22 protein-coding genes are annotated in these 26,709 nt (G+C 51.3%); 14 read left to right on the top strand and 8 right to left on the bottom strand.

What is annotated here, in order from left to right; all coding sequences use genetic code 11:
• Window positions 1-77: 77 nt before the first annotated feature.
• Both ACMHLI_RS13295 and pip read left to right on the top strand, forming a co-directional pair.
• Window positions 78-2,117: a S9 family peptidase gene (locus ACMHLI_RS13295; protein ID WP_413529890.1), complete on the top strand. Its 2,040-nt coding sequence runs from the start codon at window positions 78-80 to the stop codon at window positions 2,115-2,117.
• Between the two features lie 442 nt (window positions 2,118-2,559).
• The gene (gene pip, locus ACMHLI_RS13290) at window positions 2,560-3,516 is read left to right on the top strand and encodes a prolyl aminopeptidase (protein WP_413529889.1); all 957 of its coding nucleotides are present in this window, start codon (window positions 2,560-2,562) and stop codon (window positions 3,514-3,516) included.
• A 34-nt stretch (window positions 3,517-3,550) separates the two neighbouring features.
• Here pip and ACMHLI_RS13285 read toward each other — a convergent pair whose 3' ends face one another.
• Window positions 3,551-3,781: a DNA polymerase III subunit theta gene (locus ACMHLI_RS13285; RefSeq protein ID WP_112168775.1), complete on the bottom strand. Its 231-nt coding sequence runs from the start codon at window positions 3,779-3,781 to the stop codon at window positions 3,551-3,553.
• 406 nt (window positions 3,782-4,187) lie between these two features.
• Between ACMHLI_RS13285 and ftnA the strand changes: the two genes are divergently transcribed.
• The 6 genes from ftnA to ACMHLI_RS13255 all read left to right on the top strand — a co-directional run bounded on the left by ftnA (window position 4,188) and on the right by ACMHLI_RS13255 (window position 8,025).
• Window positions 4,188-4,694, top strand: coding sequence for a non-heme ferritin (gene ftnA / locus ACMHLI_RS13280; RefSeq protein WP_413529888.1), 507 nt, complete (start codon window positions 4,188-4,190; stop codon window positions 4,692-4,694).
• A 136-nt stretch (window positions 4,695-4,830) separates the two neighbouring features.
• Window positions 4,831-5,217, top strand: a complete 387-nt coding sequence (gene copC / locus ACMHLI_RS13275; protein ID WP_413529912.1) for a copper homeostasis periplasmic binding protein CopC — start codon at window positions 4,831-4,833, stop codon at window positions 5,215-5,217.
• A 3-nt stretch (window positions 5,218-5,220) separates the two neighbouring features.
• A complete protein-coding gene (copD, locus tag ACMHLI_RS13270; RefSeq protein ID WP_413529887.1) occupies window positions 5,221-6,105 on the top strand; it encodes a copper homeostasis membrane protein CopD in 885 nt (294 codons plus the stop codon).
• A 49-nt stretch (window positions 6,106-6,154) separates the two neighbouring features.
• Window positions 6,155-6,490 (top strand): YebY family protein, encoded by a 336-nt coding sequence (locus ACMHLI_RS13265; RefSeq protein ID WP_112168779.1) that lies wholly within the window; start codon window positions 6,155-6,157, stop codon window positions 6,488-6,490.
• A 299-nt stretch (window positions 6,491-6,789) separates the two neighbouring features.
• Window positions 6,790-7,008: a hypothetical protein gene (locus ACMHLI_RS13260; RefSeq protein ID WP_413529886.1), complete on the top strand. Its 219-nt coding sequence runs from the start codon at window positions 6,790-6,792 to the stop codon at window positions 7,006-7,008.
• 318 nt (window positions 7,009-7,326) lie between these two features.
• A complete protein-coding gene (locus ACMHLI_RS13255) occupies window positions 7,327-8,025 on the top strand; it encodes an extensin family protein (RefSeq protein WP_413529885.1) in 699 nt (232 codons plus the stop codon).
• A 4-nt stretch (window positions 8,026-8,029) separates the two neighbouring features.
• Here the strand turns inward: ACMHLI_RS13255 and ACMHLI_RS13250 are convergent, their stop codons facing one another.
• A complete protein-coding gene (locus ACMHLI_RS13250; RefSeq protein ID WP_413529884.1) occupies window positions 8,030-9,208 on the bottom strand; it encodes a M20 aminoacylase family protein in 1,179 nt (392 codons plus the stop codon).
• A gap of 274 nt (window positions 9,209-9,482) precedes the next feature.
• On the bottom strand, window positions 9,483-9,740 hold the full coding sequence (locus tag ACMHLI_RS13245; protein ID WP_413529883.1) for a hypothetical protein: 258 nt from the start codon (window positions 9,738-9,740) through the stop codon (window positions 9,483-9,485).
• 516 nt (window positions 9,741-10,256) lie between these two features.
• On the opposite strand from ACMHLI_RS13245, the gene ACMHLI_RS13240 reads away from it, so the two are divergent.
• The 4 genes from ACMHLI_RS13240 to ACMHLI_RS13225 all read left to right on the top strand — a co-directional run bounded on the left by ACMHLI_RS13240 (window position 10,257) and on the right by ACMHLI_RS13225 (window position 17,159).
• Entirely contained in the window at window positions 10,257-13,034 is a 2,778-nt protein-coding gene (locus tag ACMHLI_RS13240) for a WG repeat-containing protein (protein WP_413529882.1), read from the top strand.
• Complete coding sequence (locus ACMHLI_RS13235) at window positions 13,034-15,874, top strand: WG repeat-containing protein (RefSeq protein ID WP_413529881.1); 2,841 nt, start codon at window positions 13,034-13,036, stop codon at window positions 15,872-15,874. The genes ACMHLI_RS13240 and ACMHLI_RS13235 overlap by 1 nt, the downstream gene beginning before the upstream one ends.
• 97 nt (window positions 15,875-15,971) lie before the next feature.
• Window positions 15,972-16,364: an ASCH domain-containing protein gene (locus ACMHLI_RS13230; protein WP_413529880.1), complete on the top strand. Its 393-nt coding sequence runs from the start codon at window positions 15,972-15,974 to the stop codon at window positions 16,362-16,364.
• Between the two features lie 144 nt (window positions 16,365-16,508).
• A complete protein-coding gene (locus tag ACMHLI_RS13225; RefSeq protein ID WP_413529879.1) occupies window positions 16,509-17,159 on the top strand; it encodes a hypothetical protein in 651 nt (216 codons plus the stop codon).
• A 44-nt stretch (window positions 17,160-17,203) separates the two neighbouring features.
• Here the strand turns inward: ACMHLI_RS13225 and ACMHLI_RS13220 are convergent, their stop codons facing one another.
• The 5 genes from ACMHLI_RS13220 to yebS form a co-directional block, all read right to left on the bottom strand.
• Complete coding sequence (locus ACMHLI_RS13220) at window positions 17,204-17,446, bottom strand: DUF1480 family protein (RefSeq protein WP_112168825.1); 243 nt, start codon at window positions 17,444-17,446, stop codon at window positions 17,204-17,206.
• A gap of 185 nt (window positions 17,447-17,631) precedes the next feature.
• Window positions 17,632-19,353, bottom strand: coding sequence for a diguanylate cyclase (locus tag ACMHLI_RS13215; protein WP_413529878.1), 1,722 nt, complete (start codon window positions 19,351-19,353; stop codon window positions 17,632-17,634).
• A gap of 368 nt (window positions 19,354-19,721) precedes the next feature.
• A complete protein-coding gene (rsmF, locus tag ACMHLI_RS13210) occupies window positions 19,722-21,191 on the bottom strand; it encodes a 16S rRNA (cytosine(1407)-C(5))-methyltransferase RsmF (protein WP_413529877.1) in 1,470 nt (489 codons plus the stop codon).
• 128 nt (window positions 21,192-21,319) lie between these two features.
• Complete coding sequence (locus ACMHLI_RS13205; protein ID WP_413529876.1) at window positions 21,320-23,950, bottom strand: MlaD family protein; 2,631 nt, start codon at window positions 23,948-23,950, stop codon at window positions 21,320-21,322.
• Window positions 23,919-25,166: a membrane integrity lipid transport subunit YebS gene (gene yebS / locus ACMHLI_RS13200; RefSeq protein WP_413529875.1), complete on the bottom strand. Its 1,248-nt coding sequence runs from the start codon at window positions 25,164-25,166 to the stop codon at window positions 23,919-23,921. The genes ACMHLI_RS13205 and yebS overlap by 32 nt, the downstream gene beginning before the upstream one ends.
• 257 nt (window positions 25,167-25,423) lie before the next feature.
• Here yebS and ACMHLI_RS13195 point away from each other — a divergent pair, with 257 nt between their 5' ends.
• Together ACMHLI_RS13195 and proQ are read left to right on the top strand one after the other, a co-directional pair.
• Window positions 25,424-25,921 (top strand): GAF domain-containing protein, encoded by a 498-nt coding sequence (locus ACMHLI_RS13195; protein ID WP_413529874.1) that lies wholly within the window; start codon window positions 25,424-25,426, stop codon window positions 25,919-25,921.
• 95 nt (window positions 25,922-26,016) lie between these two features.
• The gene (proQ, locus tag ACMHLI_RS13190) at window positions 26,017-26,706 is read left to right on the top strand and encodes an RNA chaperone ProQ (protein ID WP_056773403.1); all 690 of its coding nucleotides are present in this window, start codon (window positions 26,017-26,019) and stop codon (window positions 26,704-26,706) included.
• Window positions 26,707-26,709: the final 3 nt, after the last annotated feature.

The following is a 26,709-nucleotide window of genomic DNA, read 5'->3' as shown; positions in this document are numbered from 1 at the left end:
TTCATTTCCGTCTCTTGGTTTCCCCGGCTAAACCTGTCACTCTTGTCATACCACTAAGAGGACAAAGAGATCCCGCGATGATGACACCTCCAAAGGCTGAAAAACGCCCTAAAATCCTGAGCGCGCACGGCACTGAACGCGTCGATAACTATTACTGGCTGCGTGACGATGACCGCACCGATCCTCAGGTCCTGGCTTATCTCGCAGCCGAAAATGAATATACCGATGAGGCCATGAAGCCCCATCAGGCGCTGCGCGAAACACTGTATGGCGAGATGGTGGCGCGCATTGCCCAGCAGGATCATTCTGTTCCTTATATTAAGCACGGTTTCCGCTACCAGACCCGCTATGAGCCGGGCAATGAATATGCCATTTATCTGCGCCAACCCGCTGACGAACACGAACAGTGGGCGACGCTTATCGACGGTAACGAGCGCGCCAAAGACAGTGAGTTTTATACGCTGGGCGGGCTCGATATCAGCCGTGATAACAAACGGATGGCTGTCGCTGAAGATTTTCTGTCGCGCCGCCAGTACGACATCCGCATCAAAAATCTGGATGACGAAACCTGGGCTGACGATCTGCTGAAAAATACCTCCGGCAGCAGCGAATGGGCGAACGACTCCCAGACTTTGTATTATGTGCGCAAACACAAGAAAACCCTCCTGCCGTATCAGGTCTATCGCCACGTTGTCGGCACCGACCCGAAAACCGACAAACTGGTGTATGAAGAGAAAGACGACACCTTTTATGTCGGGCTGGATAAAACCACGTCAGAAAAATACATCCTGATCCATCTCGACAGCACCACGACCTCCGAGATTTTGCTGCTCGATGCTGACGATCCGCAGGCAAAACCTCAGGTTTTCCTGTCGCGCCGTAAAGATCACGAGTACGCGCTCGACCATTACCTCGGCAAGTTCTATATCCGCTCGAACAAAGACGGCAAAAATTTCGGCCTGTATAAAAGTGATAACGGCGAAGAGTCTGGCTGGCATGCGCTGATCGCAGCGCGCGTGGAAGTGATGCTGGAAGGCTTTAGTCTGTTCCGTGACTGGCTGGTCGTTGAAGAGCGCGAACAGGGGCTGACGCATCTGCGCCAAATCCACTGGCAAACCGGCGAGGAAAAATCGCTGGCGTTTGACGATCCCACCTACACCACCTGGCTGGCGTACAACCCGGAACCGGATACCGCGCTGCTTCGCTACGGCTATTCTTCCATGACCACGCCGAGCACCTTGTTTGAACTGGATCTGGATACGCACGAACGTACTTTGCTAAAGCAGCAGGAAGTGAAAGATTTTGATGCGGCGAATTACCGCAGCGAACGCGTCTGGGTCACCGCCCGCGACGGAGTGAAAGTGCCGGTGTCGCTGGTCTATCGCCATGAACTTTTCAAACCCCACCAGAATCCGCTGATGCTTTACGGCTACGGCTCCTACGGTAGCAGTATGGATCCTGCTTTCAGCGGCAGCCGTCTCAGCCTGTTAGATCGCGGTTTTGTATTCGCGCTGGCACACATCCGCGGCGGTGCTGAGCTCGGTCAGCAATGGTATGACGACGGGAAACTGTTCAATAAACTGAACACTTTCCACGATTTCATCGACGTTACCAAAGAACTGGTAGCCGAAGGTTATGGCGACGCGAAGCAGGTCTATGCAATGGGCGGTAGCGCGGGCGGTTTGCTGATGGGGGCAATCATCAATCAGGCGCCAGAGTTGTATCACGGCATTGTTGCGCAGGTTCCGTTTGTCGACGTCGTCACCACGATGCTTGATGAGTCTATCCCGCTGACTACCGGCGAATACGACGAGTGGGGCAATCCGAACGAAAAGCCTTATTACGACTACATGTTGCAATACAGCCCGTACGATCAGGTGCGTGCGCAGGCGTATCCGCACATGCTGGTCACCACCGGCCTGCATGACTCTCAGGTGCAATACTGGGAACCGGCAAAATGGGTGGCCAGACTGCGCGATGTGAAAACCGACAGCAATCAGCTGCTGATGCACACGGATATGGATTCTGGTCACGGTGGCAAATCCGGACGCTTTAAAGCGTATGAGGATATCGCGCTGGAGTACGCCTTCCTGGTGGCGCTGGCAGCGAAAAGTTGAGTCTAAAAAATTTCCCCTAAATAAAAAAACCCGCGCTCGGCGGGTTTATTCTACGAAGTACATTGTTAAGCAGATGCTTTCTTGGCTTTTTTATCAGCCTTTTTTTCGGCAGGGGTTTTCAATGGCTTTTTCTTCGCATTCTTTTTGCTATCCATTCCTTTACTCATCATTGCCTCTCTTTAAAGCTGGTGGATTGGGTTGCTCACCTATTTAGAGCCAAATTCGTTCCTGTTGCAAGCTCCTTTGTGTTTCCAACCGTTCTTTACAGTTATGGAACCCGCCACCGCTTATCGTGAAAAAAAGAAATTGCGCGATAAGTATGCGAACAGCATACAAAAAGCCGATTTTCGTGGATTACAACTTGTTGTTGGCTGGCTGATGCGCTGTTATTGAGTTGTAAATGTATCCATCAATACTCTGGCCAACTAGAACAGGAAATGTCATGCCAAAATTAAAAGGGTTGTATCCACCGCGTGAGGCTTATGCCAGCGGCATGCTTGATACCGGCGACGGCCATCAGGTTTACTGGGAGCGTAGTGGCAACCCACAAGGCAAGCCGGCGGTCTTTATTCACGGCGGGCCGGGCGGCGGATGTTCCTCCGTCCACCGTCAGTTGTTTGATCCGAATGATTATGACGTCATGCTGTTTGATCAGCGTGGCTGCGGGCGTTCAAAGCCTCATGCGAGCCTCGACAACAACACGACGTGGCATCTGGTAGAAGATATCGAGCGTCTGCGCAAAATGGCAGGCGTAGAGAAATGGCTGGTGTTCGGCGGTTCGTGGGGGTCCACGCTGGCGCTGGCCTATGCCCAGACGCATCCCGAGCACGTCAGCGAAATGGTGCTGCGTGGTATCTTCACCATGCGTAAGCAGGAACTGACCTGGTACTACCAGGACGGGGCATCGCGATTCTTCCCGGAAAAATGGCAGCGAATTTTGTCAATTTTATCAGAGGAAGAACGTAAAGATGTGATCGCTGCTTATCACAAGCGACTGACGTCAAACGACCGTGCGGTGCAACTGGAGGCGGCTAAAATATGGAGCCTGTGGGAAGGGGAGACAGTCACGCTTCTGCCTGCGGAGGGTTCGGCGTCGTTTGGTGAAGATAACTTTGCGCTGGCATTTGCCCGTATCGAAAACCACTACTTCACACATCTGGGTTTTTTAGACACCGATGATCAGCTGCTGCAAAACGTCGACCGCATCCGGCATATTCCTGCGGTGATTGTGCATGGCCGCTACGACATGGCCTGTCAGGTGCAAAACGCCTGGGATCTGGCGAAAGCCTGGCCGGAAGCCGAGCTGCACATTATCGAAGGAGCAGGGCACTCATTTGATGAGCCGGGCATTCTCGATCAACTGATCCGCACCAACCAGCAATTTGCTACCCGTCGATAATCTTCTCTCCTCCCGTTGACCTGCGCCAGCAACGTTACTTTTGCTTCGGTTCATAAGGTAAGCGGGAAAATTTATGTGATTCTCCACGGTAATGCATCACGCGCTCGCGAAAGTACGTGCGCAGGTGCTCAGGCTGCTGGCGTTCCACCATTTCAGCGACAACCGGCATGTTGTAACGCTCTTTGAAAGCGACCGCCGAGGCCGCCAGATCGATGTTGATGCGATCCATTTCTTCTTTACTGATTTCCGCCAGATTGATACTCATTGCGACATCCCGTGAATCTGTTTTGACCGGCATTGTACCCGAGGCCACCGCCGGGGTGAACGCTGATATCTTATTTTTATAAACTGCCACTAAGCTAAATGATTACGATGTCATATAGCTAAATAAGAACCATTCACGTTGTGGAATTGATAATTAGCAGCAATTAGGCTGGAATATTTATTTTATCAAATAAGAATGATTCTTTTTAATATATGCGCGCATGTTAATGGTTATCATTATTGTATATTTCAATTGAAATTAATCTCTTAAAAATCATGGTATTAAAATTAAATGTTACTTGTGATGATATTAATGTGAATCATCTGTTTTTATTTAGTGTTGATGCGGGCATAATGCGGATAAATAAACCCATTCCCCTGCCTTAATTTATTTGTGGAGCCGCATCATGCTAAAAAAAGAAATGATCGATCAGCTTAATGAACAGCTGAACCTCGAGTTTTATTCTGCCAATTTATATTTGCAGATGAGTGCATGGTGCAGCGATAAAGGCTACGAAGGTGCGGCTGCGTTTCTGAAGAAGCATTCCATGGAAGAGATGGACCACATGCATCGCCTGTTCAAATATGTCAGCGATACCGGCGCACTGCCGTTGCTGGGCGCGATTGCTGCACCGCCGGTAACATTTGAATCTCTTTCTGATCTCTTCATGCAGACTTACGAGCATGAGCAACTGATCACACAGAAAATCAACGAACTGGCCGATCTGGCGATGACTCTGAAAGATTATTCTTCCTTCAACTTCCTGCAATGGTACGTCGCAGAGCAACATGAAGAAGAGACCTTGTTCAAATCCGTTCTCGACAAACTGTCACTGGTCAGCAATACCGGCAACGGATTGTTCTTCGTTGATAAAGATCTCAAAAATATGGCAGCGCAAGCCCCGGCGGTGTAAACCCCGTTTGTGATGCACATAAAACGCAGAATGCTCCGGCTTCTGCGTTTTTTTATGCATTTATGACAAACGTTTTGGGTTGGTTTGCGATAAAGTGACGGCGTTATAAATTCATCGTTACGCAAGCCAAGGAATCATCGTGTTGAAAAAAACCACCTCTCTTTGCCGTGCCATGGCAGTCTCAGCCGTATTGCTGAGCGGATTTATCTCATCGCAAGCCTTTGCGCATGCACATCTTAAAACTCAGACGCCAGCAGCGGACACCGTTCTTGCCGCCAGCCCGACTGAACTCTCTCTCGGATTCAGTGAAGGTATCGAACCGAATTTCAGCAAAATTACCCTGACCGGTGCAGATAAAAAAGCGGTTAAAACTGGCGCGTTAACGCTCGCTGCTAATGACAACACCCAGACGGTAGTCACGTTACCCGATGCGCTGAGCCCGGGTAAATATTGGGTAACGTGGAGCGTGGTCTCGGTCGACGGTCATAAAACCAATGGTCAGTACAGCTTCACCGTTAAGTAAGTCATGAGCCTGACTGCGCTGTTTGTCCTGTGCCGGTTCGCCCATTTTGCCTCCCTGATGCAAATATTCGGGCTGAGCGTATTTTGCTCCCTACTGGCACCGGCAGGCTTTACGGCGATGTTACTGCGAAAAAACCAGACGCTGATGATGTGGTCTGGCGCGGTTGCGGCGATAACGTCTGTCGGGATGCTATCAATTCAGGCCATGCTGATGGGTAATGGCTGGAGTGATGGCCTGAACCTGAACGTCTGGTTGCTGGTGCTGACTACCACGTTTGGCGAAGTCTGGCGCTGGCACTTATTGCTGACCGCCGCGCTGATGCTGGTGTTGTTGATGGACTGGCTGTCGGTGCGCAATCTGCTGGTGTTCCTGTGCTCGCTGGGTTTATTGCTGAGTCAGGCGCTGATCGGTCATGCGGCCATGCATAACGGCATATTAGGGCTCGTTCAGCGTCTCAATCATATGGTGCATCTGTTGAGTGCCGCCTACTGGTTTGGATGCTTACTCCCGCTGCTGGCGTGCATGTACTACACCCGTAAACCTGAACTGCGGCCTTTTGCCATCGCCACGCTGATCCATTTTTCGACATGGGGTCATGCCGCTGTCGCGCTGGTCATACTCACGGGCATCATGAATACCGCCATCATTTTGCAGCGCTGGCCGACGGAGCTGACGTCGCTTTACCAGTGTCTACTGGTTATCAAAATTCTGCTGGTCGGCATTATGGCCACTATCGCCGTCTACAACCGTTATCGTCTCGTGCCGCTGATGGGCAATGACTCCGGTCATGCCGAACGCCGTTTTGTGTTGATGACATGGGTTGAATGGGGGCTGGCGCTTTTTGTTCTGCTGCTGGTGAGCCTGTTTGCCACGCTGGCGCCGCGCTGAAGCGGCGTTAAAAACGTATTAAGAATTTAATCATTACCGAGGAAAAAACATGAGGAAAACACTGCTTGCCTGCGTGCTGCTGACCTTATCCGCCAGCAGTCTGGCAGCGCCACAGCTGGAAACGGTCAGCCGCTTACAATACGGAAAGGCGTGGGCATTCACCCGTGAAGAAGTCATGCTGCAATGCCGCCCGGGTCATGCGCTGTATGTGATCAACGACAGCACGCTGGCGCAATATCCTCTGAACGACGTGGCGAAAGAGCAGGTTAAAAATCGCCAGGTACAGGCGGTTCCACTGGAGAAAATCTGGCTGGACGATCCGCAAAATCCGGGACAAAAAATGAGCCTTGCGCCATTTATTACAAAAGCGGAATCGCTCTGCTAAGTGGCATTGCAGCGAATAAGCCATTGTTGTTAAACTCATACTTTGCGAATGTTGTCACATAATGAAAATAATACAGCATTGTTATTATCACTATGTTGCGAGTTGGGTGGAAAATAATCAGCTGTCAGCTATTCTTTATTTTGTACGGCTTAACCGCCTGCATTAATGCCAACTTTTAGCGCACGGCTCTCTCCCAAGAGCCATTTCCCTAGACCGAATATAGGAATCGTATTCGGTCTTTTTTTCGTCTTATACCCTTCAAAACCAAATACATTACCCGTTCCATGCAAGAGGCATCGATGCTGATTTACAACGTTTTCGGAAGATACCTTGGAGTTAAACAAACGCCAGAAGGTTGGCAGGTGTTTCGCGCTGATATGTCGGAGAGAAAATTTTCGAGGTTGCATGACATTATCATTCCTGATGACCTGACAGAGGATGAAATATCTGGCTGGCTTGGTGATATTTTTCATGAATCAGCAAGCGAAAAGCATCCGGACGTTACACGTGTCGAATGATAACTACATGCAATTGCCCCTGGATTGCAGGACAAAAAAAAGCCCGCTCGGGGGCGGGCTGAAAGGGGTAAAGCGAGGGTCTTACGCACTATGAAGGACAGTTCACAGTGGACACAGGAGAAGAAACTTCGTCTTCGGAATCTAAGATACCAAACACAATGTAGGGTTATGTCAAAGCTGAGTAAGTTTGGTTCCTGAGATGTAACTTTGCCGATGGCGGGTTTACACTGTGCGGATAACCGCTATCTTTTTACCGATAAACTCTGGTGTATTCAGCAGAAATCAAGATGGGTTGTATTGGCTTCAAAAAGGAGCGTTATGCGATATTTGATTGGCCTGATGGCTCTTTTGATTGTTCTTATATTGTGTGGGCCGTGGATTTCTAAGCGTGTCCCTCCGGCCTACAACCCTTTTGCGCCAGTAGCTGTCAGTGATTCTCCGAATTTCATTACTCGTTATAAACTCCGCCGTCTTGATAATAATCCGCAAGCCTGCCTTGAGGCGCTCGAACGCGCGCAAGCGGCGGGTGCAATTCAGTTTACAACTGTTCGGAATATGGGCGGGACCTGTCCGCTGAAGGATCCCGTTCGGGTCCGGGGATTTGGAGATGTATCATTGAGTTCGAGTTATCTGGCGAGTTGTCGTCTCGCGTTAAGCAGCGCAATGTTTGTTTCGCAGGTGGCGAAGCCACTGTCAAATGAAGCGCTGGGTTCACCGCTGGTGCGCATCGACCACCTTGGCAGTTACGCCTGCCGCAACATTTATCACAAACCTAATGCCCGACTGAGTGAGCATGCTACGGCTGAAGCGCTGGATATCGCCGGTTTCCGGTTAAAGGACGGGCGACAGTTGACGGTCCTGAAGCAATGGCCGCAAACTGGTGATGAAGGGCAGTACATTCATTCACTGTTTTCAAAGAGTTGCCCGTACTTCGGAAATTCGATCGGTCCTGATTACAACGCAGCGCACGCCAATCATTTTCACCTTGGCCTGCGCTGGTTTGGATTTTGTCGTTAGGAGGTCAATCCTCTAAATACCGCTCGACCAGACGTGTCCAGTATGCAGCGCCAAATGTCAGGCTTTCATCGTTAAAGTTGTAAGCCGGATTGTGCAGGGCTGCACTGTCGCCGTTCCCCAGTCGCAGGAAGCAGCCTGGCTTTTGTTGCAGGAAATAGGCGAAGTCTTCACTGCCTGAAATTGGCGGCAAGTTCTCCACAACGTTCTCTTCACCCAGCAGCTCTTTTGCCACTTCGCACGCAAAGGCAGTTTCCCTGTCGTGATTGACCAGAACCGGATATCCCGGCACATATTCGATCTCCGCACGCGCCCCATAACCCGCAGCATGATTTTCAACCAATGTGCGAATGCGTTCTTCAAGGATTTTTCTCACCCCCGCATCAAAGGACCGAACGCTCATCTCCAGTAGTGCAGTCTCAGGAATAACGTTCGAGGCATGTCCTGCATGCAATGAGCCGATGGTAACGACCGCCGTCTCATTCGGGTCAATGCTGCGTGAAACGATCGATTGCAAGGCGACCACTAAACTTCCGGCGACCAGAATAGGATCTACGGCCATATGCGGACGAGCGGCGTGCCCGCCTTTGCCATAAATAGTGATATTTACCGTATCGCAGGCGGCCATAAATGGCCCAGAGCGGAACATCATTTTCCCAACCGGATACCCCGGATGATTGTGCAGGCCGTATACGGCGTCGCAGGGGAAGCGATCGAACAATTTCTCAGCCAGCATACGTTCGGCGCCACTGTTGAAACCGATTTCCTCTGCGGGCTGAAAAATGAGATGAACAGTGCCAGAAAAGTTTTTGCTACGTGCCAGTTGTTCTGCCGCGCCAAGCAGCATAGAGGTGTGGCCATCATGACCGCAGGCATGCATTTTGCCTGGCGTCTGGCTTGCATAACTGACTCCGGTTTGTTCAGTGATAGGCAGAGCGTCCATGTCTGCGCGAATGCCAATACTGCGCCTGCCCGGGCCCGATTTCATCGTGCCCACGACGCCGTGTCCGCCCACGCCGGTGGTGACCTGATAACCCAGAGCACGCAGTTTATCCGCGACTAATGCTGCAGTAGCGGATTCTTCATTGGAAAGTTCTGGATGTTGATGCAGGTGCTGGCGAATTTCACGCAGCCCCGGCGCGAGATCGACCACGTCATCGAGAGTGCAAAGTGTTTTATCAGTCATTATGAGTATCTGTCTGTGCAAGTGAGTTCAGACAGAATGCAATGTGCAATGAGGGCTGGCAATCACTAATTAACCTGTAAGAGAAGGTTTATTTAACTTCTGGAATGTTCAATTCAATACCGCTATGTAACTGATGTAACAGGCTAAAGTATTTTCCACGATGTCGTCCAAAAAATGATTTGTGCTGTAGACAGACTGGACCGCGTTTTGGGAATATCTGGCAGGCGAAAAGTGGCCTGCCAGATAAGGCATTTTTTAAAGAGGGAGGAGAAGATCAGGCAGGAAGATAGGTAATCGAATGCTCGAGGGAGTCACATTGAGAATCAATGAGGACACTCCAGATCCCTTTATAAGGGATGCCGACATAAGCCGTGTTTTGATTATTCACTGTGAGGACGTCGCCGAAACCGGTGTGACGCCCCTTTAGCTCAGCATCATTTTCACACATCAGATGGATATGACATTTTTCTGAACAACGTATGACGACAGTGTCGCCTCCAAACAGACTTAACCTGGCTCGAACAATTGGCATGACTTTCCCTCAATGATAAGTGAAGTAGCTGAAATACGCTGTAACCGGACACTGCCAGGATTGAAGCCGCAGAGGCTGGGAGTGATGTGAGTCACATAACGTGCTTTAACTTATAAAAGCAGACTAAAGGTGGCGAAATAATGACCTTAATCAATAGTTATAAGATTCCTTCAAAGATTCGTGAATAAGTCGTCGCTTGCTTGTTAACGAAAATGATTAAATTTTTATCACCAGAGCGTGTTGTGGAGGGGCTGTTAACGGTGGGTAAGAAAATTAATCCGGAAGGTAACATTCATGGGATATCGTGAAAGCCAGTGATTAAGGATATTCATTCGTTACAGAGTAATAAAATAGCTGCTTTTTCTTTCGCAAGCTGACAACCTATGGGGTCTGGCATGTGTGCACGCTTGAAATTGATTATTATCGGATTTTTTGCCGTCAAACTCGCTGATTGAGCGGGTCATGAAAAGAGTGTGCGCTACACTTTCTAATCTTATTCAGTCATAAGGGCATCGGATGATTTGCTCCGAAACATTCAAACACTTCAGAAATTTCAGTGCATTAGCGTTGATTCTGAATGCGACTTTTAGCCTGCCGGTACATGCGGATGATGCGCTGTTACGGGCATGTGGCAATGCAAAAACGGCAAAAGACTGCCAGTTACCCTTCCAGCAGGGTCTTTCACCTGTTCAGGTAGGGTTAACCCGTGAACCGTTGTGGGGATTTGTCGATACCACGGGACATATGGTCATTAAACCCGCTTTCAGTGAAGCGCGCGGATTCGTGAATGACGTAGCCGCTGTCAAAAAGGGCGACAAGTTCGGTTATATCGATAAAAAAGGTAACTGGGCGATTGAGCCGAGTTTCACCCGCGCCACCGATTTTAATGCACAGGGTACCGCGTTGGTGGTCACGGACAACCGTCTGGCGATGATCAACCGCAAAGGGCAAGTCATCAAAACTCTGCCATTTGCAGCTTCTCCAGATACCAACGGTTTTATGCAGGGTCAGGCGCTTGCAAGCGTGCAGATTCAGGTTTCCCCTGCGTTGTGGAATGCCGCCACCGATCGTTCTGTGTTATTACCCGATGATGTGATGGCGCTCGATTTACCGCAGTCCGGGCTGATTCCGGCAAAAAAACGCGATACTGCCAACGACGGATTCTGGGGTTATCTCAACGAAAATGGTGAATGGGCCATTGACCCGATGATTCTCAAGACCCGCGACGAACCACTGCTTAACGGTGATGTTGTTGCGGTGAAAAACAAGAATGACTGGGCTTTTGTTGATCATCAGGGTGTTTCTCTGAGTAAAGAGCAGTACAAATCTGTCCGTACGCTGGCCTCGGGAAGTTGGCTGGTGACAACGAACGACAACTCTAAACAGTTGCTGAACAGCAAGCTCGAAAAAGTGCAAGATATTCCTGCCGATCAGTCTGAGAACATTCTGGTCTGGCGTAAGGCTGTTATCGGGCAGGGCAGTAAAGGTGTGGTGATTATCGGTGCCGATAATCAGGTTGTGACCGTTAAAGCCAACAAGCCGCAATTACTGCAACAAGGTAACCGCCTTTGGGTGACGCAAAACGAAGGTAAAACGCTTCAGGTGGTACAGGTTTATGACAACAACGGCGTAGCGTTGCTCAATGATCCTACGCTTGCAGCCTTGAAGGATTACCAGCTGCAACCGCTGGCGGCGAGCGCGATGATTGATGACGCGCCTGCATTACCCACCGATAACAGTGATGTATCGCGCAATTTGCCTTGGGCATTACTGAAACCTTCCGATACCAACAAACCACCCGCCATTCTCACCTCGCAGGGAACTGTGCTCTCAGACCCTCAGTGGGCCTTGATTGAAAGTGCATCTGTTGAAAGTGAGAGCGCTCAGGCTCCGCTCATTATTCGTACTCAAAACAAAAAAGTGGGCGCGGTGGATTCGGCAGGTAAATGGGTTATCCAGCCTACCTATTCAGACATTACTCCGTTCAGCGGCGATTACACCTGGGCCGTTGATAGCAGTAACAATACCGAGACGCGCCGTTTAATCGATCGCAACGGCAATGCAGTGGAAGTGCCTGCAAATATTGAGCAAAACGCTCAGCGTCTGTCTGCCGGTTTACTGTATTACACGGAAGGCGATAATGACGCGCGGCGCTGGGGCTTATGGGATATCGCCAGTAAAGGAATTAAAGCAGCGCCTCAGTTTGTACAAATCGAATCCTTCACCGACGGTTATGCGTTAGCGAAAGCTGATGCAGGATGGGGCGTGATTAACCGTGACGGTTCCTGGGCCATTACACCCTCTGCTGACCGCAGTGGCAAACCTCAGTACGTTGGCGACGGTATGTTTACCCTCGCTGATAACGATCAGCCCGGAGAGCGGGGCGCGGTTGCCAGCCATTACGGGCTTTACAGCGCTGTGAGTGGTCAGGCTCTGGCCACTGACTTACTCGCCAGTCCGTTAAGGGTGGGAGAGAACCACTGGCTGGTTAAGCCTGCTAAAGGTGGGGTCGCGTTGCTCGATGATGCGGGGCGTGCGCCAATGAGTAAAGGCATTGCGTCATCCTCAAGCTCAGTTGCAGGGGACTGGGTGATGCTCGATTTCTCCCCGCACTTTGGCGCGATCAACAGTCAGGGCGACTGGCAGATTGAGCCGTTGTACACCGCAGCGTTTAATTTTATTGCGCCGCTTAACTGGAGCCGGGCAACCAGCGACGGTCAAACAAAGCTAATTAACGATCACGGCGGTGAACCGCTGGATGGTTTTGAACAGGCGCAGCCGCTAAATTCCCTTACGCGTCTGACCATGAATGACGATGCTACCGGTGAAACAGTGCTCTACGATAACGACGGTAACGAAGTCCAGCGCTTTGCCGGGCTGGGCAGCTTGCTGGCCGACAAAGCCAGTTCGGGTGTGGTCCCAATGCGAAACGATAAAGGTCTGTTTGGCTTTGTTGATCAGCAAGGCAAAAAACTGATTGGCGCCTATTTCGATCAGGTCGGTGCTATGAATAATAATTTCGCCGCCGCCATGAAGAAATCGACCTATGGCAACTTATTCGGTTACATCAATCCGACAGGCCGTTTCGCTGTGCTGCCTAAGTTTGACTGGGCAGGTGACTTTAGCGAGAAACACGCATGGGCTGGTGGAAAGGGTGTTGTCAGTCTGCTCAACGCTGAAGGTGCCGTGCAGGCAAAAATTCAGGTTCGCTGTAATCAGCGGGTCATTGTTGATGCCAAAGGTGCTTATCTGTGGCCCGCAAAAGCGCCTGCTTGCAGTAACGGAGGCAATTAATGATTGTTAGTAAACCTTCAAGGCTGCAACGCGCACTATTTGGTGCGTTGAATACCACCAGCGCGCTGGCCTTATTGACGCTAACAACACCTGTGCTGGCGGCTGACGCGACCAGTTGTTCCACAATGCTGCCATCATCGCAGACGGAGACTCAGGCGCGAAATGCGCTGCCTTTGGTTCAAAACCTGTGCCTGCGTGATGTGCATGAAGGGCGCGCTGCCGTGCTCCTGCCTTCTGAGGCTGGAAACGATGACCGCTGGGGATTTTTAGATAATCAGGGGCAACTGGTGATCAAACCGGTCTTCGATGACGTCGGGGATTATCACAACGGTGCCGCTGCCGCTAAGCAGCAAGGTAAATGGGGCTTTATTGATACGACGGGTAACTGGCTGATAAAACCGACCTTTGACAGCGTTCAGCCTTTTACGCAGTCAGGTCTGGCGGCTGTTGTGCTGGCCGGAAAGCCGCAACTCGTCAACATCAAGGGCGAACAAGCGGGTAAACCTTTTGAGGAGCTGGTTGATGAAGCGCTGCTCACCGATGGGATACCTGCACGTCTGCGGCTTACATTCAAAAGCGTATTACTCTCGCCGGATGGTGTCCGCCACGTGGCGACCGACAAAATGGAAGTCATTGAGCCTTTTGGGTCCGAAGGGTTGTTTATCGCATTTGATGCGACCAAAGGCTACGGCATTGCTGACGAAAATCTCACCTGGCGCATTCCGCCGCAATATTCCGCTATTACACTTGATCCCCGCAATCCAGCCATGGCATTGGCGAAAAATGCCGACGGCATTACGCTGATCGGTGCCGATGGCGCCCAGGATAAGCAAAAGTATCTGACGGTCAGCGAAGAGACCGGCGCATTTTGGCTGGCGAAAACCACCGACGGCATCAAATTGCTTGATAACTCTGCGGCTGTAATCGCGACGTTCAGCGACGTCGAGGTTTCCGCATTGCGCGTGGCCGGCGATTATGTGCTGAATCCATCGGTTAAAGACGCCATTACGCTTTATGTACCGGGCCGAAAACAGCCACTGACATTGCCTGCGGGCAGCGAACCTCTGGGGCAGAATACCGGTGATTTTTTGGTCACGACTAAGGGCGACCAGAAAAAAGTAAACGCGATTGTGGCGCCGTCTGGCGGGATGATTGGCGGCACACAAAATGTCGGATGGCTGGCGCAAATTGCCAGTGCGGATGTGATTAATCATCATTTGTGGCTGCGCAATGATCAGGGCGAAGTATTGAATGTGGTTGATGCCGCGGGTAAAGCGTTACTGAGCCAGAAAAGCATCACTACCCTGGGCGACAGCCATATTGAACCTCTGAACGCAGGTGCTGAGCCCGTCTCTGCGCAATTACCTTTGGCGTTAATCCGCCCGAATTCCGATAAAGGTAAGACCGGAGCCGGTTTCCTGCGCCCTGATGGTTCGCTTCAGCTGGAAGCAAAATGGCTGGATATTCAATCCGCTGACAGCAGTCAAAATGTCGGACAGTTCATTGTGGTCACTGCTGATGGAACGGGCGTTGTCGATGCGCAGGGTAAGACGCTGATCCCGCTCACCGAAGATAATATTTCTCCTTTCGTTCAAGGTTATGCGCTGGATTATCTCGATGGCAAGCTGACTGCGATGGGTCACGCTGGCAAACATTATGATCTGCCAAACGTGTTTGAAATTCAATCTGCGGGTAACGGCTGGTTCCGCTACCATGAAACGGCTGCAGAGGGCGCGCTGTGGGGGATTTTTGATGCTAACGCTCAGAAGTCAGTTTCCCAGCCTGCGTATAAAACCGTCGGAGATTACGCTAATAATCAGGCTGAAGTTCAGATGCCCAATGGCTTGTGGGGCATTGTAGATGATCAGGGTAAAATGCTGGTCGAAGCGAAATTTGCCAAAGTGCAGCGTATTAACGCCGCGCTGTGGTTGCTGACTCAGCCAGCCGTAGCCGAACAACCTCAATCCGGCGTCCTCGCTGAAATTATCGGTAATGATGCCAAAACACGCATTTCACCGACGGCGGGGTTATCTGTCACACAGTTCACTGATGGCCGGATTTTAGCAACGTCGGCCGCAGGCCAGTCCTGGCTGCTGGATGCCGCAGGTAACATTCAGCTGCACGAACAGCAGACCCACATCAGTGCACTTGGCGACTGGGTGAAACTTTCACGCCAACCGCAGGAAGGTTATCTCAACGCGCAGGGCGAATGGCAGATTCAGCCCGTCGCAGAGACTGAGGGTTCGGCCTTCGAACAGGGCCGTGCGTTGCGTTCAACCACGGCGGGTGCAGAGTTAATTGATGATAAAGGTGTACGTGTTGCTGCAATGCCTGAGGGGCAGTGGGCCCTTCCTGTTGCCAGCGCATGGTCTGTATCGTATGACGCACTCGAGGGTGTGCCTTCGACGCGCTACGTGGATAACACTGGGAAATTGGTTCTGACCGTTCAGGGGCATGCCAGCCGCATGACGGATGGCCACGCGGTACTGAGCCATGAAGACGGCCGGAAAACCTGGATTGATGCGCAGGGTAAACCGGTTGAAGGTGTGGTCTATACCGATCTCGGCTTGCCGGTCGACGGTTTGGCGTTTGCCCGCACTGACCAGAACTATGGTTTTGTCGATGCGCAGGGTAACTTCATCATTCCACCGGTCTTCAGTGCGGTGTCGCCCTTTGACAGCGGCGTTGCCGTAGTCTCTACGCAGGCAATGTCTATGATGATCGATAAAACCGGGAAACCGTTGGCACGCGTCGATAAAGAATGCGGTATTTCCGTGTTGTACGGTGCAGGGAGTTCACGACAGTGGCCGCCTTCTATGCCAGAAAACTGCACAAAATAGTGCGTGTCTTCTCTGTCTGAAACCCGCTTCGGCGGGTTTTTTTGTGCTAATGTTTACAGGTAATGGCTGTGAACTATCTCAATTGAAAGGATAAATTATGATCCCGCAGATCCCACTAAAATACAGGGACGCAGAACGTTGGTCTTTTGGTGATACTGAGTCATCAGCGGATGAACTTGCCAAGCGTGTTATCGACGGTACTAAGACAGCAACCTGTTCTAACCTCGACGACGATCCTGAACCCGAGGCCGGCGAGATCTTTGTCGTTGTTGATGGCCGCAACAACCCGGTGTGCGCCGTGCAGCTGACGGAAGTGAAGCAGGTACCTTTTGATCAGGTGACTGAGCAACACGCATTCGAAGAAGGCGAGGGTGACCGGACTCTGGCTTACTGGCGCAAAGAACATCAGCGTTTCTTCGAAGAGTACGAAATGTTTGAACCAACTATGCCACTGTTATTGATGAAGTTTAAGCTAGTGGATAAATTCTAAAAGTTTCAGTTCAGGCCCGTGCTCAATCCCGGGTCTGAACCTTTGTCATTGGGATAATTTTTCCGCCTTGCTGTTCGCTGATATTTTGTATTTACGTATTCGTATAAACACCTGATGTCGCCACCTCCCGTTCAGGAAACCGTTATGTCTGCCCATTCTGCTCATCTAACCGGGTTCTCCGCCCATTCCGGCGTCCCTTATTTTAGTCAGTGGGAGGATCCCGCCTCCGCGGCCGCGATCATTTCCGGAGACATTACCCTCAGGGATATTGCGCTTTGGCCAGAGTCAGGTGCTTCCACCCAGGAAGAGTTCATTGAGTGGGCGAATCATGTCTGCGGAATGTGCTGCCTGAAGATGGTACTGGCAGCAACCTCAGGTAAAGTCGTGCCGATATTAAATCTCACGCAGAGAAGCCTGCCGTATGGCGCGTATGTTCGCGAGGGTGAAAATATCAAAGGCCTGATTTATGCGCCTTTTGTCGAGTATGTTCAGGAGGAGCTAGGGCTGAGTGCGCAAGTCAGAGTGGATATGGGTGCTGAACAGATTGGGGCAGAGTTGGAGGAGCATCGCTTTTTCATTGCGTCGGTACATCCGTCCATCCGCATGCCAAATTCTTCACCACCGCACAAGGGCGGACATCTGGTGCTGGTCACCCGCGCTGATGCGCTGTCCGTAACCTTTCATAATCCTTCCGGCCATGACGTTGCATCGCAGAGGGACGTGACATTATCAGTGAAAGAATTTTCGCGTTTTTTTGCCGGTCGGGGTATTTCACTGGTCGCCGCCGGGGAATGACCGCAAAGCGGCATGGCGAACAACGTCCCGTTCGCCATGCTGTGTCACTCCAGTCTCATGATCCACTCATCATTCTGTTTGTCATACTTCTCCTTGTACAACACCGAATGGCGGCCATCCAGAATTGCCGGCACGCTGGTGTTGTCATCCCATGCATCGAGCTGCATACATAAATCAGGATCTGATTTGCACGGAATGTGCACCATATCACCGCCTTTCGCCTCGGGTGTGGATAACTGCGCGTCATCAATTTCGTAACTGCCAATTCTAATATTCGATTTTGCCATCGGTTACTCCTTGCCAGATAAACCAGAAAATTGGAAAACATCAGGTACGACCAGTTTGCTGGCCTTATTTGAGAATAGTCGACAGCACAAAAAGTGCCATAAGATTTTTATGAGCGTGAGGAAAGTGGGATCAATCTGAGGAACAGCCGGGGCGTCGCGCAGACGTTCCGGCTTTGCGGTGAGCTTTAAAGCGGATTGAATCTGACTGAAACCGGCATGGCATTAATCTGATTTCTACCGTTGTTTTTGGACAAATACAGCGCCTCATCGGCTGCACTGACGATATCTGACTGATCGTCGAGGCCAGGATCCTGATCGGGCATATAGGTGGCGATGCCCTGGCTGATGGTTACCCGGTTAAATTCGCTGAAACTGTGCTTGATACCCAGCGTTTCAATGGATTCCATGATGTGCTGGGCGACAATCCAGGCACCTTTCAAATCGGTATCCGGCAGAATAGCGGCGAACTCTTCACCGCCAAATCGTGTGACCACGTCCGTGCTGCGTTTGAGCGATCTGCGCAGAGTACGGGCGACCAGACGCAGACAGGCATCGCCCGATAAATGGCCGTAGTGATCATTGAAATGTTTGAAATAATCGATATCGATCATCACCACGGTCAGCGGCGTGCGGTTACGCTTCGCACGCATGTATTCGTGGCTCAGCACTTTTTTGAATTCACGACGGTTAGGTAACTTGGTCAACGAGTCCGTGCGTGCCTGAATTTCGAGACGACGATTGGCTTTTACCAGTTTCAGTTCAAGCAATTTTCGCTCATGAACATCTTCTGCCGTGCCATACCAACGTTGGATTGAACCATCCGGCGCATAGCTCGCCGCAGCGCGAATGCGCATCCAGTTCCAGCCACGGTCAACGTGGCAAAAACGCACTTCGATATCCAGCGGTGCACCGGTTTTCAGACATTGCTCCCACGTCTGCACGGCGGCACGGCGGTCTTCCACGTGCATACTCTGGATCCACTTATCGGCCAGAATATCTTGTCGGGTCATACCCGTGATGCGCTGAAAACGCGAACTGACGTCGCTGAGCATACCGCGTGAATCCGCTGTCCACGGAATTTGCGGGTTCAGCTCGACCATATTGCGGTAATGCTCCTGGCTTTCCCGCAGCGCCTTCTCCATTCGCTTCAGGCTGGTGATATCCGTCATGGCTACAGATAGACCGCTCAGCTGAGTTTGCGCGTCGTAAGCCGCTTTGATGCGTACAAAGAACACCTGATTTTTACCAGGTACCGGGAATTCGCGGTCAGGTGTGTGTTCGTTACGCTGCGCCAGTTCCAGCGCATTATTGAGCAGCGGCGAGAGGCCGGGCAGGAAAACACCGACTTTACGACCAATCGCTTCAAAGGGTTGCAGACCAATAATGTTCGCCATAGCGTCATTTACCGTCACATAGCGCATGTGCAGATCGATGAAACACAGGCCAACCGGTGCGTTTGAATAGATGGATTCCAGCTGGAAGAGACGTTGTCCGGGAGCCTGATCCAGATTGGTCAGATTACGGTCGATGCCGCGATAACCGCGAAAATTACCGTCGGGGTCAAATAATGGAACGCCGCTGGTTTCGAGAATAACCTCCGTTCCATCCGGGCGAATGTTACGGTTGAGTAATCCGCCAAAGGGCGCACGACGTTCTACAATCGCTGCAAACTGCTCGCCAACGCGCTTAGCTTCGTCCGGCGGCATAAAATCAAACGGGGTTTTACCAATGACTTCTTCAGGCGGGACTCCCAGAAACTCGATGCATTTATTCGAGGAAAATACGTAACGTCCTTGTGCATCGACTTCCCAAATCCAGTCAGAATTGTTATCGATGATATCCCGCAGACTGGCCATTTCCTGTAATAGCAGGCCATCTGCTGATTCGAGTTTCATTTCATCCGACATGATACTTCTCCGACTGGCAGGTCTTTACTCAACATCAGGCACTATGATTCATTTATAAAAATGATATATCACTAGCAATGTCATCTTGAGGGCAATAATACATGTCAGGTTAGGATTATTCCTACTTATAATTCAATAAACCTTTCTGGATAAAATAGGTCGATATCGAAGATAAGCAGCATATAATTTTTTGAAGGCATTTTATTCCTGACTTTAGCTCTCAACACTTCACCTTAAGGTATCAGTCGGGAGTATTAACTAAAGTGGGCAGGCGGGGTATTTTGCTGTTTTTGGAAAAGTATAAAGAGATTATTCTGCGCCAGCAGAGAGATCTTCTGGCGCAGGGGTTTTACGCAGTATGAAAATAATTATTCGCCTGGTAAATCTGTGTGCCGCGTCGCGCCGTCTCGCACCAGTTCACGCGGCAAACTATTTTTGATCCTGCTGCCAATTCGCTTCGCTAAACCCAGCGGTTGACCGAGCCACGTCACCAGACATTCATCTTTTGGCGGTGCGGCGTCCGGGTAGATATCAACCCCACGCAACCAGCTTTGCGCGAGTTCATCACTTATCTCAAAACGATTTTCTGCATCAGGGGCACTGAACGCGATTACCGCTTCATGCTGCCAGCGGAATCCTTTCGGAAATCGTTCTGCCAGACGCAGACCGATGCGGGAGAAGCGCACTTTGCCAAACAACGGTTCAAGCACGGCCGGGAAGAGCCAGATTTCTTTATCGCGCTGCCACAGGGTGAACTGCTTTTCAGGCCAGCGCAGGCCGGAGAGTGCAGCAGTACTCACGATTTCAGCAGTATCCTGACGAGACATCGGAGAGAACGGGAAGCGACCGACTTTATAACCAGGTGCAGGCAAACGCGTGACTGAATCTGTTTTACGAAAACGCGCGACAAAGAATCCCTCGCTGTCGTAGACCTGCGGGAAAACATGCAGATAACCTTCCGGCGTGACGGCTTTCGATGCGCCGTCAAATAAGGTTTCCAGCGTTTCCACTTCAACGGCGTCAGCATAGGTCTCGAGCAACCATTGGCAAACCTGCTGGTTTTCCTGCGCATTGAGTGTACAGGTCGAATACACCAGCACGCCGCCCGGTTTCAGCGCATGGAAGGCACTGTCGATCAGTTCACGTTGGGTGGAAGCAATGTCCGCAACGCTTTCTTGCGACCAGTTGCTCATCGCATCGGCGTCTTTACGGATAACCCCTTCACCAGAACACGGCGCATCGAGCAGGACAGCATCAAAGGTTTCCGGCAGGGCGGCACCAAATACCCGACCATCAAAATGAGTGAGTGCCGTATTGCTGACGCCGCAGCGGCTGACGTTGGCATGCAAAACTTTGACCCGGCTGGCGGAGTATTCGTTGGCAACGATGCCGCCCTGATTGTTCATCAGCGCAGCGATTTGTGTGGTTTTGGAACCCGGCGCAGCGGCGACATCCATGACTAGAACCGGTTGCGTTTCGCTGGCAAACAGCGCGGTCACCGGCAGCATGGAACTGGCTTCCTGAATGTAAAACAGCCCAGCCAGATGAGCGAGCGCGTTACCTAACCGTGACTCATCCAGTACATGGCGGTTAATCCAGAAACCTTCCGCACACCAGGGTATCGGTTCTAATTCCCACTGATAGCGTGCGGCCAATTCGAGAAATGCGGGCACGCTGATTTTTAGCGTATTGACTCGCAGGCTCGGGCGAAGAGGGCGCTGACATGCAGCAATAAAATCTTCCATGCTGAGATTTACAGGCATGACGGCACGGGTCGCGTCGAGAAAGGCGGCGGGTAACTTCTCCGCAAAGGCGCTGGCTGTGGTGAGTTTTGACAAAGGTGCGGTTCCAGAACTGAATAAGTTTTCCAGCGCCGGAGTCTAACATATTTACGCAAGAACCACGGCAGCGGCCACATCCCAAAATGAACAGGCCACCCGTGGGTGGCCTGTGTGCGGTGTTGCGATCAGTTTCTTGGGATCGCAGTGCCCCAGTTTTGCCAGTCTTTTGGCGCTTCCGGGTTAAGCAGGAAGTGATTCCCGTTGGCCGCTTTCGGTGCCAGCGGCGTGGTCGGTGGTGTCGCGAAGGCGATACCGCCACGAATAAATTGCTGGAACGTTCCGCTTTTGAACATCCCGCCGGTCAGCCCGAATTGCAGGTCATACCCTGAAGCCAGCCAGAAGACGGTATTTGCGCGCACCAGATACTGATACTTTTTACTGATCCTCAACGTGACGTTGACGCGATCGGCCATTGCGCCGAGATAGAACCCTGAAACCGTACCCACTTCGATACCGCGGAACAGCACTGGCGTACCAATTTGCAGCGAACCCACTTCGGCGGCATCAACTACAATGCCTAAACCGTCAGTGTAACGTGAATCGGTAATGGTCGATTCCTGCAGATCAAAGTTACGCGTTGGCGCCCCTTTTCCGGCTTCAACGTTGATGTAGGGCTGAAGCAGCGTATCCAGATTACTGACGCCACCGGCGGAAATCTCCGGTGAAACAATCGAGAAGCGCGAGCCGCGGCGGGCAAAATTATCTACATATTCAGGATAGAGTACGGCTTTAGCTGCGACCTGATTAAGCTGAGGATCCAGCTTCAAAGACTCCACCTGCCCGATAGTAATGCCGAGATAGCGCAACGGCATTCCCGGCGAGAGCTTACTGGCATCGTAGGTATTGAGAATGATCTGGCTGCCGACAGCGCGTGCAGACGTTTCTGAATCATACAGAATACGTTTAACGCCTTTAGTAAGTGTTACGCCTTCAAGATTATCGAAGCTGATGGCGCCTTTTAACGCGCGGTCCAGCGGCGAGGCCTGAACCGTCAGACCGCTGCCGTTCAGCTGAACTTTGGCACCGCCTTCTGCCCAGAAGATACTCTTATCGCTTAGCAGGTTGCGGTACTGAGGCTGAATATAGACATCCACTTCGAACAGATTTGCCTTCGGACGGACGTTAACAATTTCGCCAACCTGGAACTTGCGGTAAAGCACCACGGAGCCGGTTTGCACGTCTGGCAAGCTTTTCGCCGTCAGCGTCAATGTTGCGCCGGGTTGTTCGCCCTGAATACCTTCAGCCGCTTTTTCGGCATTGCTGTAAAGAGGATATTTTTGTCCCGGTGCGCCTTTGGTACCGGGAATAATGCGCACGCCGCCGTCGACCCATTCCTGAGCGCTGGCACCGAGCACCTCCATCCCGTCAATACCCAGTTTCACGTCCACCCGGCTGTTGACTACAAACTTACTGTCTTTATGCAGCAGATCTTTGTATTCCGGCATGATTGCGGCATTGAAGACGATACCTTCGTCAGTCAGTTTACGATCCATTACCTGCCCGACGGTGATGCCATACAGTTTGATCGGCTGACCGGCATCAATGCCGTAGCTTTGCGGTGCAATCAGCTGGAGCTTGATGGTGCCGGGATCCTGAAGCAGCTTGCTGTTGCTGTCGAGCACCACGAAATGTTTCTGCGGTTCGCCTTCGCCCGGGATCAGTTCCAGCGTATTGCCGGTCAGCAATTGGCTGAGGTTGGCATTGCTGAGGCTGATTTTGGGGCTGTTCATTTCAATGCGTGTGCCGGTTCGGATCATATCCAGTACAGAAGGGTCGACGGTCAGTTTACCGGTGACTTTGCCGTCTGCCTGCAGGGTAATTTTAGTCAGCGTACCGACCTGCAATCCCTGATACATCAGCGGCGTCTGGCCTTCGGAGAGGCCGTCGCCATTCGGTAAGTCCAGATCGATTTCCACACCGCGCTGGCTCTGCGCCAGATCAGGGTACAGCACGTAGGACTGATCGGCTTTCGCCGGTTTACCATCATTAGGCGAATCCATTGAAATAGCGCCATTGACCAGCGCTGCCAGACTTTCCATCTGCACTTTTGCGCCGCTCAGGCTGAAATCCCCTTTGAAACCCGAGACGTTCCAGAAGCGGGTATTGTCCTTGACCAGATTCGCAAAACGTTTGTCGATCAGCAGGTCAATGGTAACGCCATTATTGCCGCTTTCAATATCGTAATCGTAGACTTTACCCACCGGGATTTTTCGGTAATACACCAGTGAACCGGTGCTCAGGGAGCCCAGATCTTTGGCGTGAAGATGAATCATCAGTTCGCCGGTGTTGAGCCGGAATTTAGGCTGTGTATCAAGTGCAACAAAGTGATCTTTTTCTTTGCCGGGCCCTGGCATCATCCCGATGTAGTTACCGCCGACCAGCGCATCAAGCCCGGAAACTCCGGCAAGTGATGCTTTCGGCGTGACCAGCCAGAATTGCGTGCCTTCGCGCAGGGCGTCAGACAAATCGCTTTTGATACTGACTTTCACCTGAATGGTGCGCAGGTCTTTGGTCAGGCTGATGGATTCCACCGTCCCGACTTCGACTCCCTGATAGCGGACAGGCGTCCGGCCTGCAACGATCCCAGCTGCAGACTGGAAATCGATCGTCACCGTCGCGCCGCGCTCCTGATAGTTGCTGTAAATCAGCCAGCCGGCGATCAGTAAAGCAATAAACGGCAGCAGCCAGAAAGGTGAAATCCGGCGTCTGTGTTTTATCCGTGCTTCAGTCGGTGTATTCGGCGTTTCCTGTTGCATGTGCATCCCAAATCAAGCGGCTATCAAGCCATTCAACGGCAAGAATGGTCAGGATCACGGCGGAGCCAAAGTAAAAGGCCGCCGGTCCCATTGTGAATGACAAAAGCTGGTCACGATTTACCAGCGACATCATTAATGAAATTACAAACAAATCGAGCATAGACCAGCGTCCAATCCAGGTTACCAGCCGTAATAAACGTACGCGCGTTTTCAGTCCCTGAATCGCTTTGAAATGGATGCTGAGCAGTAATGTCAGCATCACGATAACTTTTGTGAAGGGCACCAGAACGCTGGCGATAAAGACAATCGCAGCGATCGGTATATTTCCTGACGTGGCGAGCGATACTACGCCAGAAAAAATGGTGTCCTTCAACTGTTGTCCGTTGGCATAAATAATGGAAATCGGCAGCATGTTCGCCGGGATCAAAAAAACCATCGCCGCAATCAGGGCGGCCCAGGTTTTTTGCAGACTGTGTTTGTAACGTACCCGCATCGGCGTGTGGCAACGCGGACAGCGACCGCGATCATCGGGCTGACCGGTGAATTTACAGGATAAACACAGCCGCAGTGAAGAGGCCACGCCTTTCGGCTGGCGCTGCGGATAAAACTCTTCCCACAGTTGCTCGATGTTCAGATTAATCATGGTCAATGTGACCATCACTGTCATCATCAGATACGCTGCCAATGCCAGGCCGACGTCGATATCAGCATATTCTTTCACTTTGATACTGGCGACGGCCATGCCCACCAGATAAATATCGAGCATCACCCAGTCTTTCAAACGGTCGAGCATCAGCAGAACGGGTTTAAGATTCATGCCCAGTTTGCTGCCAAAGTGCAGATACAGGATGGAGAGCGCAAGCGTCAGCGGCGCGCCAATGGTACAAAAAGCGACCATACTTGCGGTGACGGGATCGCCCTGACGCGACATCTGCCAGATACCTTCGAGCAGGCTCGCATCAATGCGTGTGCCCAGCAGCCGAATGCTGATCAGGGGTTCGGTATAAGCGAACGGCATGAGCAGTAAAATGCTGATAGCAATGGTGATGAGGCGGGGCAGGGAACAAACCCGACCCTTTTCGACTTTCGCATTGCAGCGCGGGCAGTGGGCCGTCTGTGTCCGTTTAAGTGCCGGCAGCGAAAACAGATGGTCGCATTCGCTACATCGTTGGTAGCGAACTTGCGGGATCTGCGCTGATATTGTGTTTATTTTCATAGTACCTGGAGTAGTAAGAATACCTGTTGTTACAATTACGCATCCCCTCAAGGGGGTCAGGCGAGGCCATCAAGCCAAGATCAGCCAGGTTTTTTTGACAAAATAACGTATTATGCGGTCGGCAAACAGTTATTGTAGGCGAGTCTTTTTGATGTCACACAGGATTAACCTTGTTCAAATGGGCATTTAATGCTTATTTTAGAGGGGTTAAGCCCACCAGAACGGCTCAGTGCCCTTAGGTTATTATTGGTTACTACATGAATAAAGAAGCATTCTACACGGAATTAAAACGTGATTTGAACGCGTTGATCGCCGGAGAAAACAATTTTATTGCCACTCTGTCGAACACCAGTGCTTTACTGTTTGAACGTCTTGAAGGCGTCAACTGGGTGGGTTTTTATCTGATGGATGGCGCTTCACTGGTGCTTGGTCCATTCCAGGGTAAAATTGCCTGCGTGCGTATTCCGGTAGGAAAAGGCGTATGCGGTACCGCAGTGGCGGAAAATACCGTTCAGCGTGTGGGCGATGTCCATGCCTTTGCGGGCCACATTGCGTGTGACGCAGCGAGTAATGCTGAAATTGTTCTGCCCATTACGGTGAAAGGAACAGTTATCGGCGTATTAGACATTGATAGCACCGTTTATCAGCGCTTCGATGAAGCCGATGAACAGGGGCTGACAGCGTTAGTCAGCGGGCTTTGCCAGCATCTTGAAAACTGCGATGCTGAAAAATATGTCAATCTGATCGTAAGTTGATCGTCGGATAACGTGGCATTTAATAATAGCGTCATTATAATGGCGCCTGTTCATGCCTGCGCCGGTTGGCAAACCCGTTGTAATCAGGAAATTTCATGGAAAATCAACCTAAGTTGAACAGTAGTAAAGAAGTCATCGCCTTTTTGGCTGAGCGGTTCCCGCTCTGTTTTACCGCCGAAGGCGAAGCACGCCCATTAAAGATCGGTATCTTTGCGGATTTGGTCGAGCGCGTGCAAGGTGAAGAGAATCTGAGCAAAACTCAGTTACGCTCTGCTCTGCGTCTGTATACCTCAAGCTGGCGCTATCTGTACGGCGTTAAAGTTGGCGCGGAACGCGTTGACCTTGATGGTAATTCATGTGGCGTTCTTGAAGAGCAGCACGTCGAACATGCCCGTAAACAGTTGGAAGAAGCAAAAGCCCGCGTTCAGGCACAACGTGCAGAACAGCAGGCTAAGCGTCGTGAAGCCGGTGAAACTACTGAGCCACGTCGTCCACGTCCGGCCGCTAAAAAACCTGCGCCGCGTCGTGAAAATGCGCCCGCTGCTGTGGCTGGTCAGGAAAATCGCAAACCACGTACACCTCGTCCACCGCGTGAGGAAAAACGTGAACCGCGTCATGTGCCAGTAACAGACATTTCAAAACTGCAAATTGGCCAGGAAATCAAAGTCAGAGCAGGACAGAGTGCAATGGATGCTACCGTTTTGGAAATTGCTAAAGACGGTGTTCGCGTTCAACTCTCTTCGGGTCTGGCGATGATCGTGCGCGCAGAACACTTGCAGTTCTGATAC

It is taken from the genome of Rahnella inusitata (genome assembly GCF_965118895.1).
GTDB classification, from domain to species: domain Bacteria; phylum Pseudomonadota; class Gammaproteobacteria; order Enterobacterales; family Enterobacteriaceae; genus Rahnella; species Rahnella inusitata_A.
Note: the sequence above shows the minus strand (reverse complement) of the source record. Positions and strands in the feature narration are given on the sequence as shown.

Excerpts from the sequence above, each read along its gene's own strand:
- ACMHLI_RS13295 (WP_413529890.1), top strand. The coding sequence starts at position 78 with ATGATGACACCTCCAAAGGCTGAAAAACGCCCTAAAATCCTGAGCGCG.
- pip (WP_413529889.1), top strand. The coding sequence starts at position 2,560 with ATGCCAAAATTAAAAGGGTTGTATCCACCGCGTGAGGCTTATGCCAGC.
- ACMHLI_RS13285 (WP_112168775.1), bottom strand. The coding sequence starts at position 3,781 with ATGAGTATCAATCTGGCGGAAATCAGTAAAGAAGAAATGGATCGCATC.
- ftnA (WP_413529888.1), top strand. The coding sequence starts at position 4,188 with ATGCTAAAAAAAGAAATGATCGATCAGCTTAATGAACAGCTGAACCTC.
- copD (WP_413529887.1), top strand. The coding sequence starts at position 5,221 with ATGAGCCTGACTGCGCTGTTTGTCCTGTGCCGGTTCGCCCATTTTGCC.
- ACMHLI_RS13265 (WP_112168779.1), top strand. The coding sequence starts at position 6,155 with ATGAGGAAAACACTGCTTGCCTGCGTGCTGCTGACCTTATCCGCCAGC.
- ACMHLI_RS13260 (WP_413529886.1), top strand. The coding sequence starts at position 6,790 with ATGCTGATTTACAACGTTTTCGGAAGATACCTTGGAGTTAAACAAACG.
- ACMHLI_RS13255 (WP_413529885.1), top strand. The coding sequence starts at position 7,327 with ATGCGATATTTGATTGGCCTGATGGCTCTTTTGATTGTTCTTATATTG.
- ACMHLI_RS13250 (WP_413529884.1), bottom strand. The coding sequence starts at position 9,208 with ATGACTGATAAAACACTTTGCACTCTCGATGACGTGGTCGATCTCGCG.
- ACMHLI_RS13245 (WP_413529883.1), bottom strand. The coding sequence starts at position 9,740 with ATGCCAATTGTTCGAGCCAGGTTAAGTCTGTTTGGAGGCGACACTGTC.
- ACMHLI_RS13240 (WP_413529882.1), top strand. The coding sequence starts at position 10,257 with ATGATTTGCTCCGAAACATTCAAACACTTCAGAAATTTCAGTGCATTA.
- ACMHLI_RS13235 (WP_413529881.1), top strand. The coding sequence starts at position 13,034 with ATGATTGTTAGTAAACCTTCAAGGCTGCAACGCGCACTATTTGGTGCG.
- ACMHLI_RS13230 (WP_413529880.1), top strand. The coding sequence starts at position 15,972 with ATGATCCCGCAGATCCCACTAAAATACAGGGACGCAGAACGTTGGTCT.
- ACMHLI_RS13225 (WP_413529879.1), top strand. The coding sequence starts at position 16,509 with ATGTCTGCCCATTCTGCTCATCTAACCGGGTTCTCCGCCCATTCCGGC.
- ACMHLI_RS13220 (WP_112168825.1), bottom strand. The coding sequence starts at position 17,446 with ATGGCAAAATCGAATATTAGAATTGGCAGTTACGAAATTGATGACGCG.
- ACMHLI_RS13215 (WP_413529878.1), bottom strand. The coding sequence starts at position 19,353 with ATGTCGGATGAAATGAAACTCGAATCAGCAGATGGCCTGCTATTACAG.
- ACMHLI_RS13205 (WP_413529876.1), bottom strand. The coding sequence starts at position 23,950 with ATGCAACAGGAAACGCCGAATACACCGACTGAAGCACGGATAAAACAC.
- yebS (WP_413529875.1), bottom strand. The coding sequence starts at position 25,166 with ATGAAAATAAACACAATATCAGCGCAGATCCCGCAAGTTCGCTACCAA.
- ACMHLI_RS13195 (WP_413529874.1), top strand. The coding sequence starts at position 25,424 with ATGAATAAAGAAGCATTCTACACGGAATTAAAACGTGATTTGAACGCG.
- proQ (WP_056773403.1), top strand. The coding sequence starts at position 26,017 with ATGGAAAATCAACCTAAGTTGAACAGTAGTAAAGAAGTCATCGCCTTT.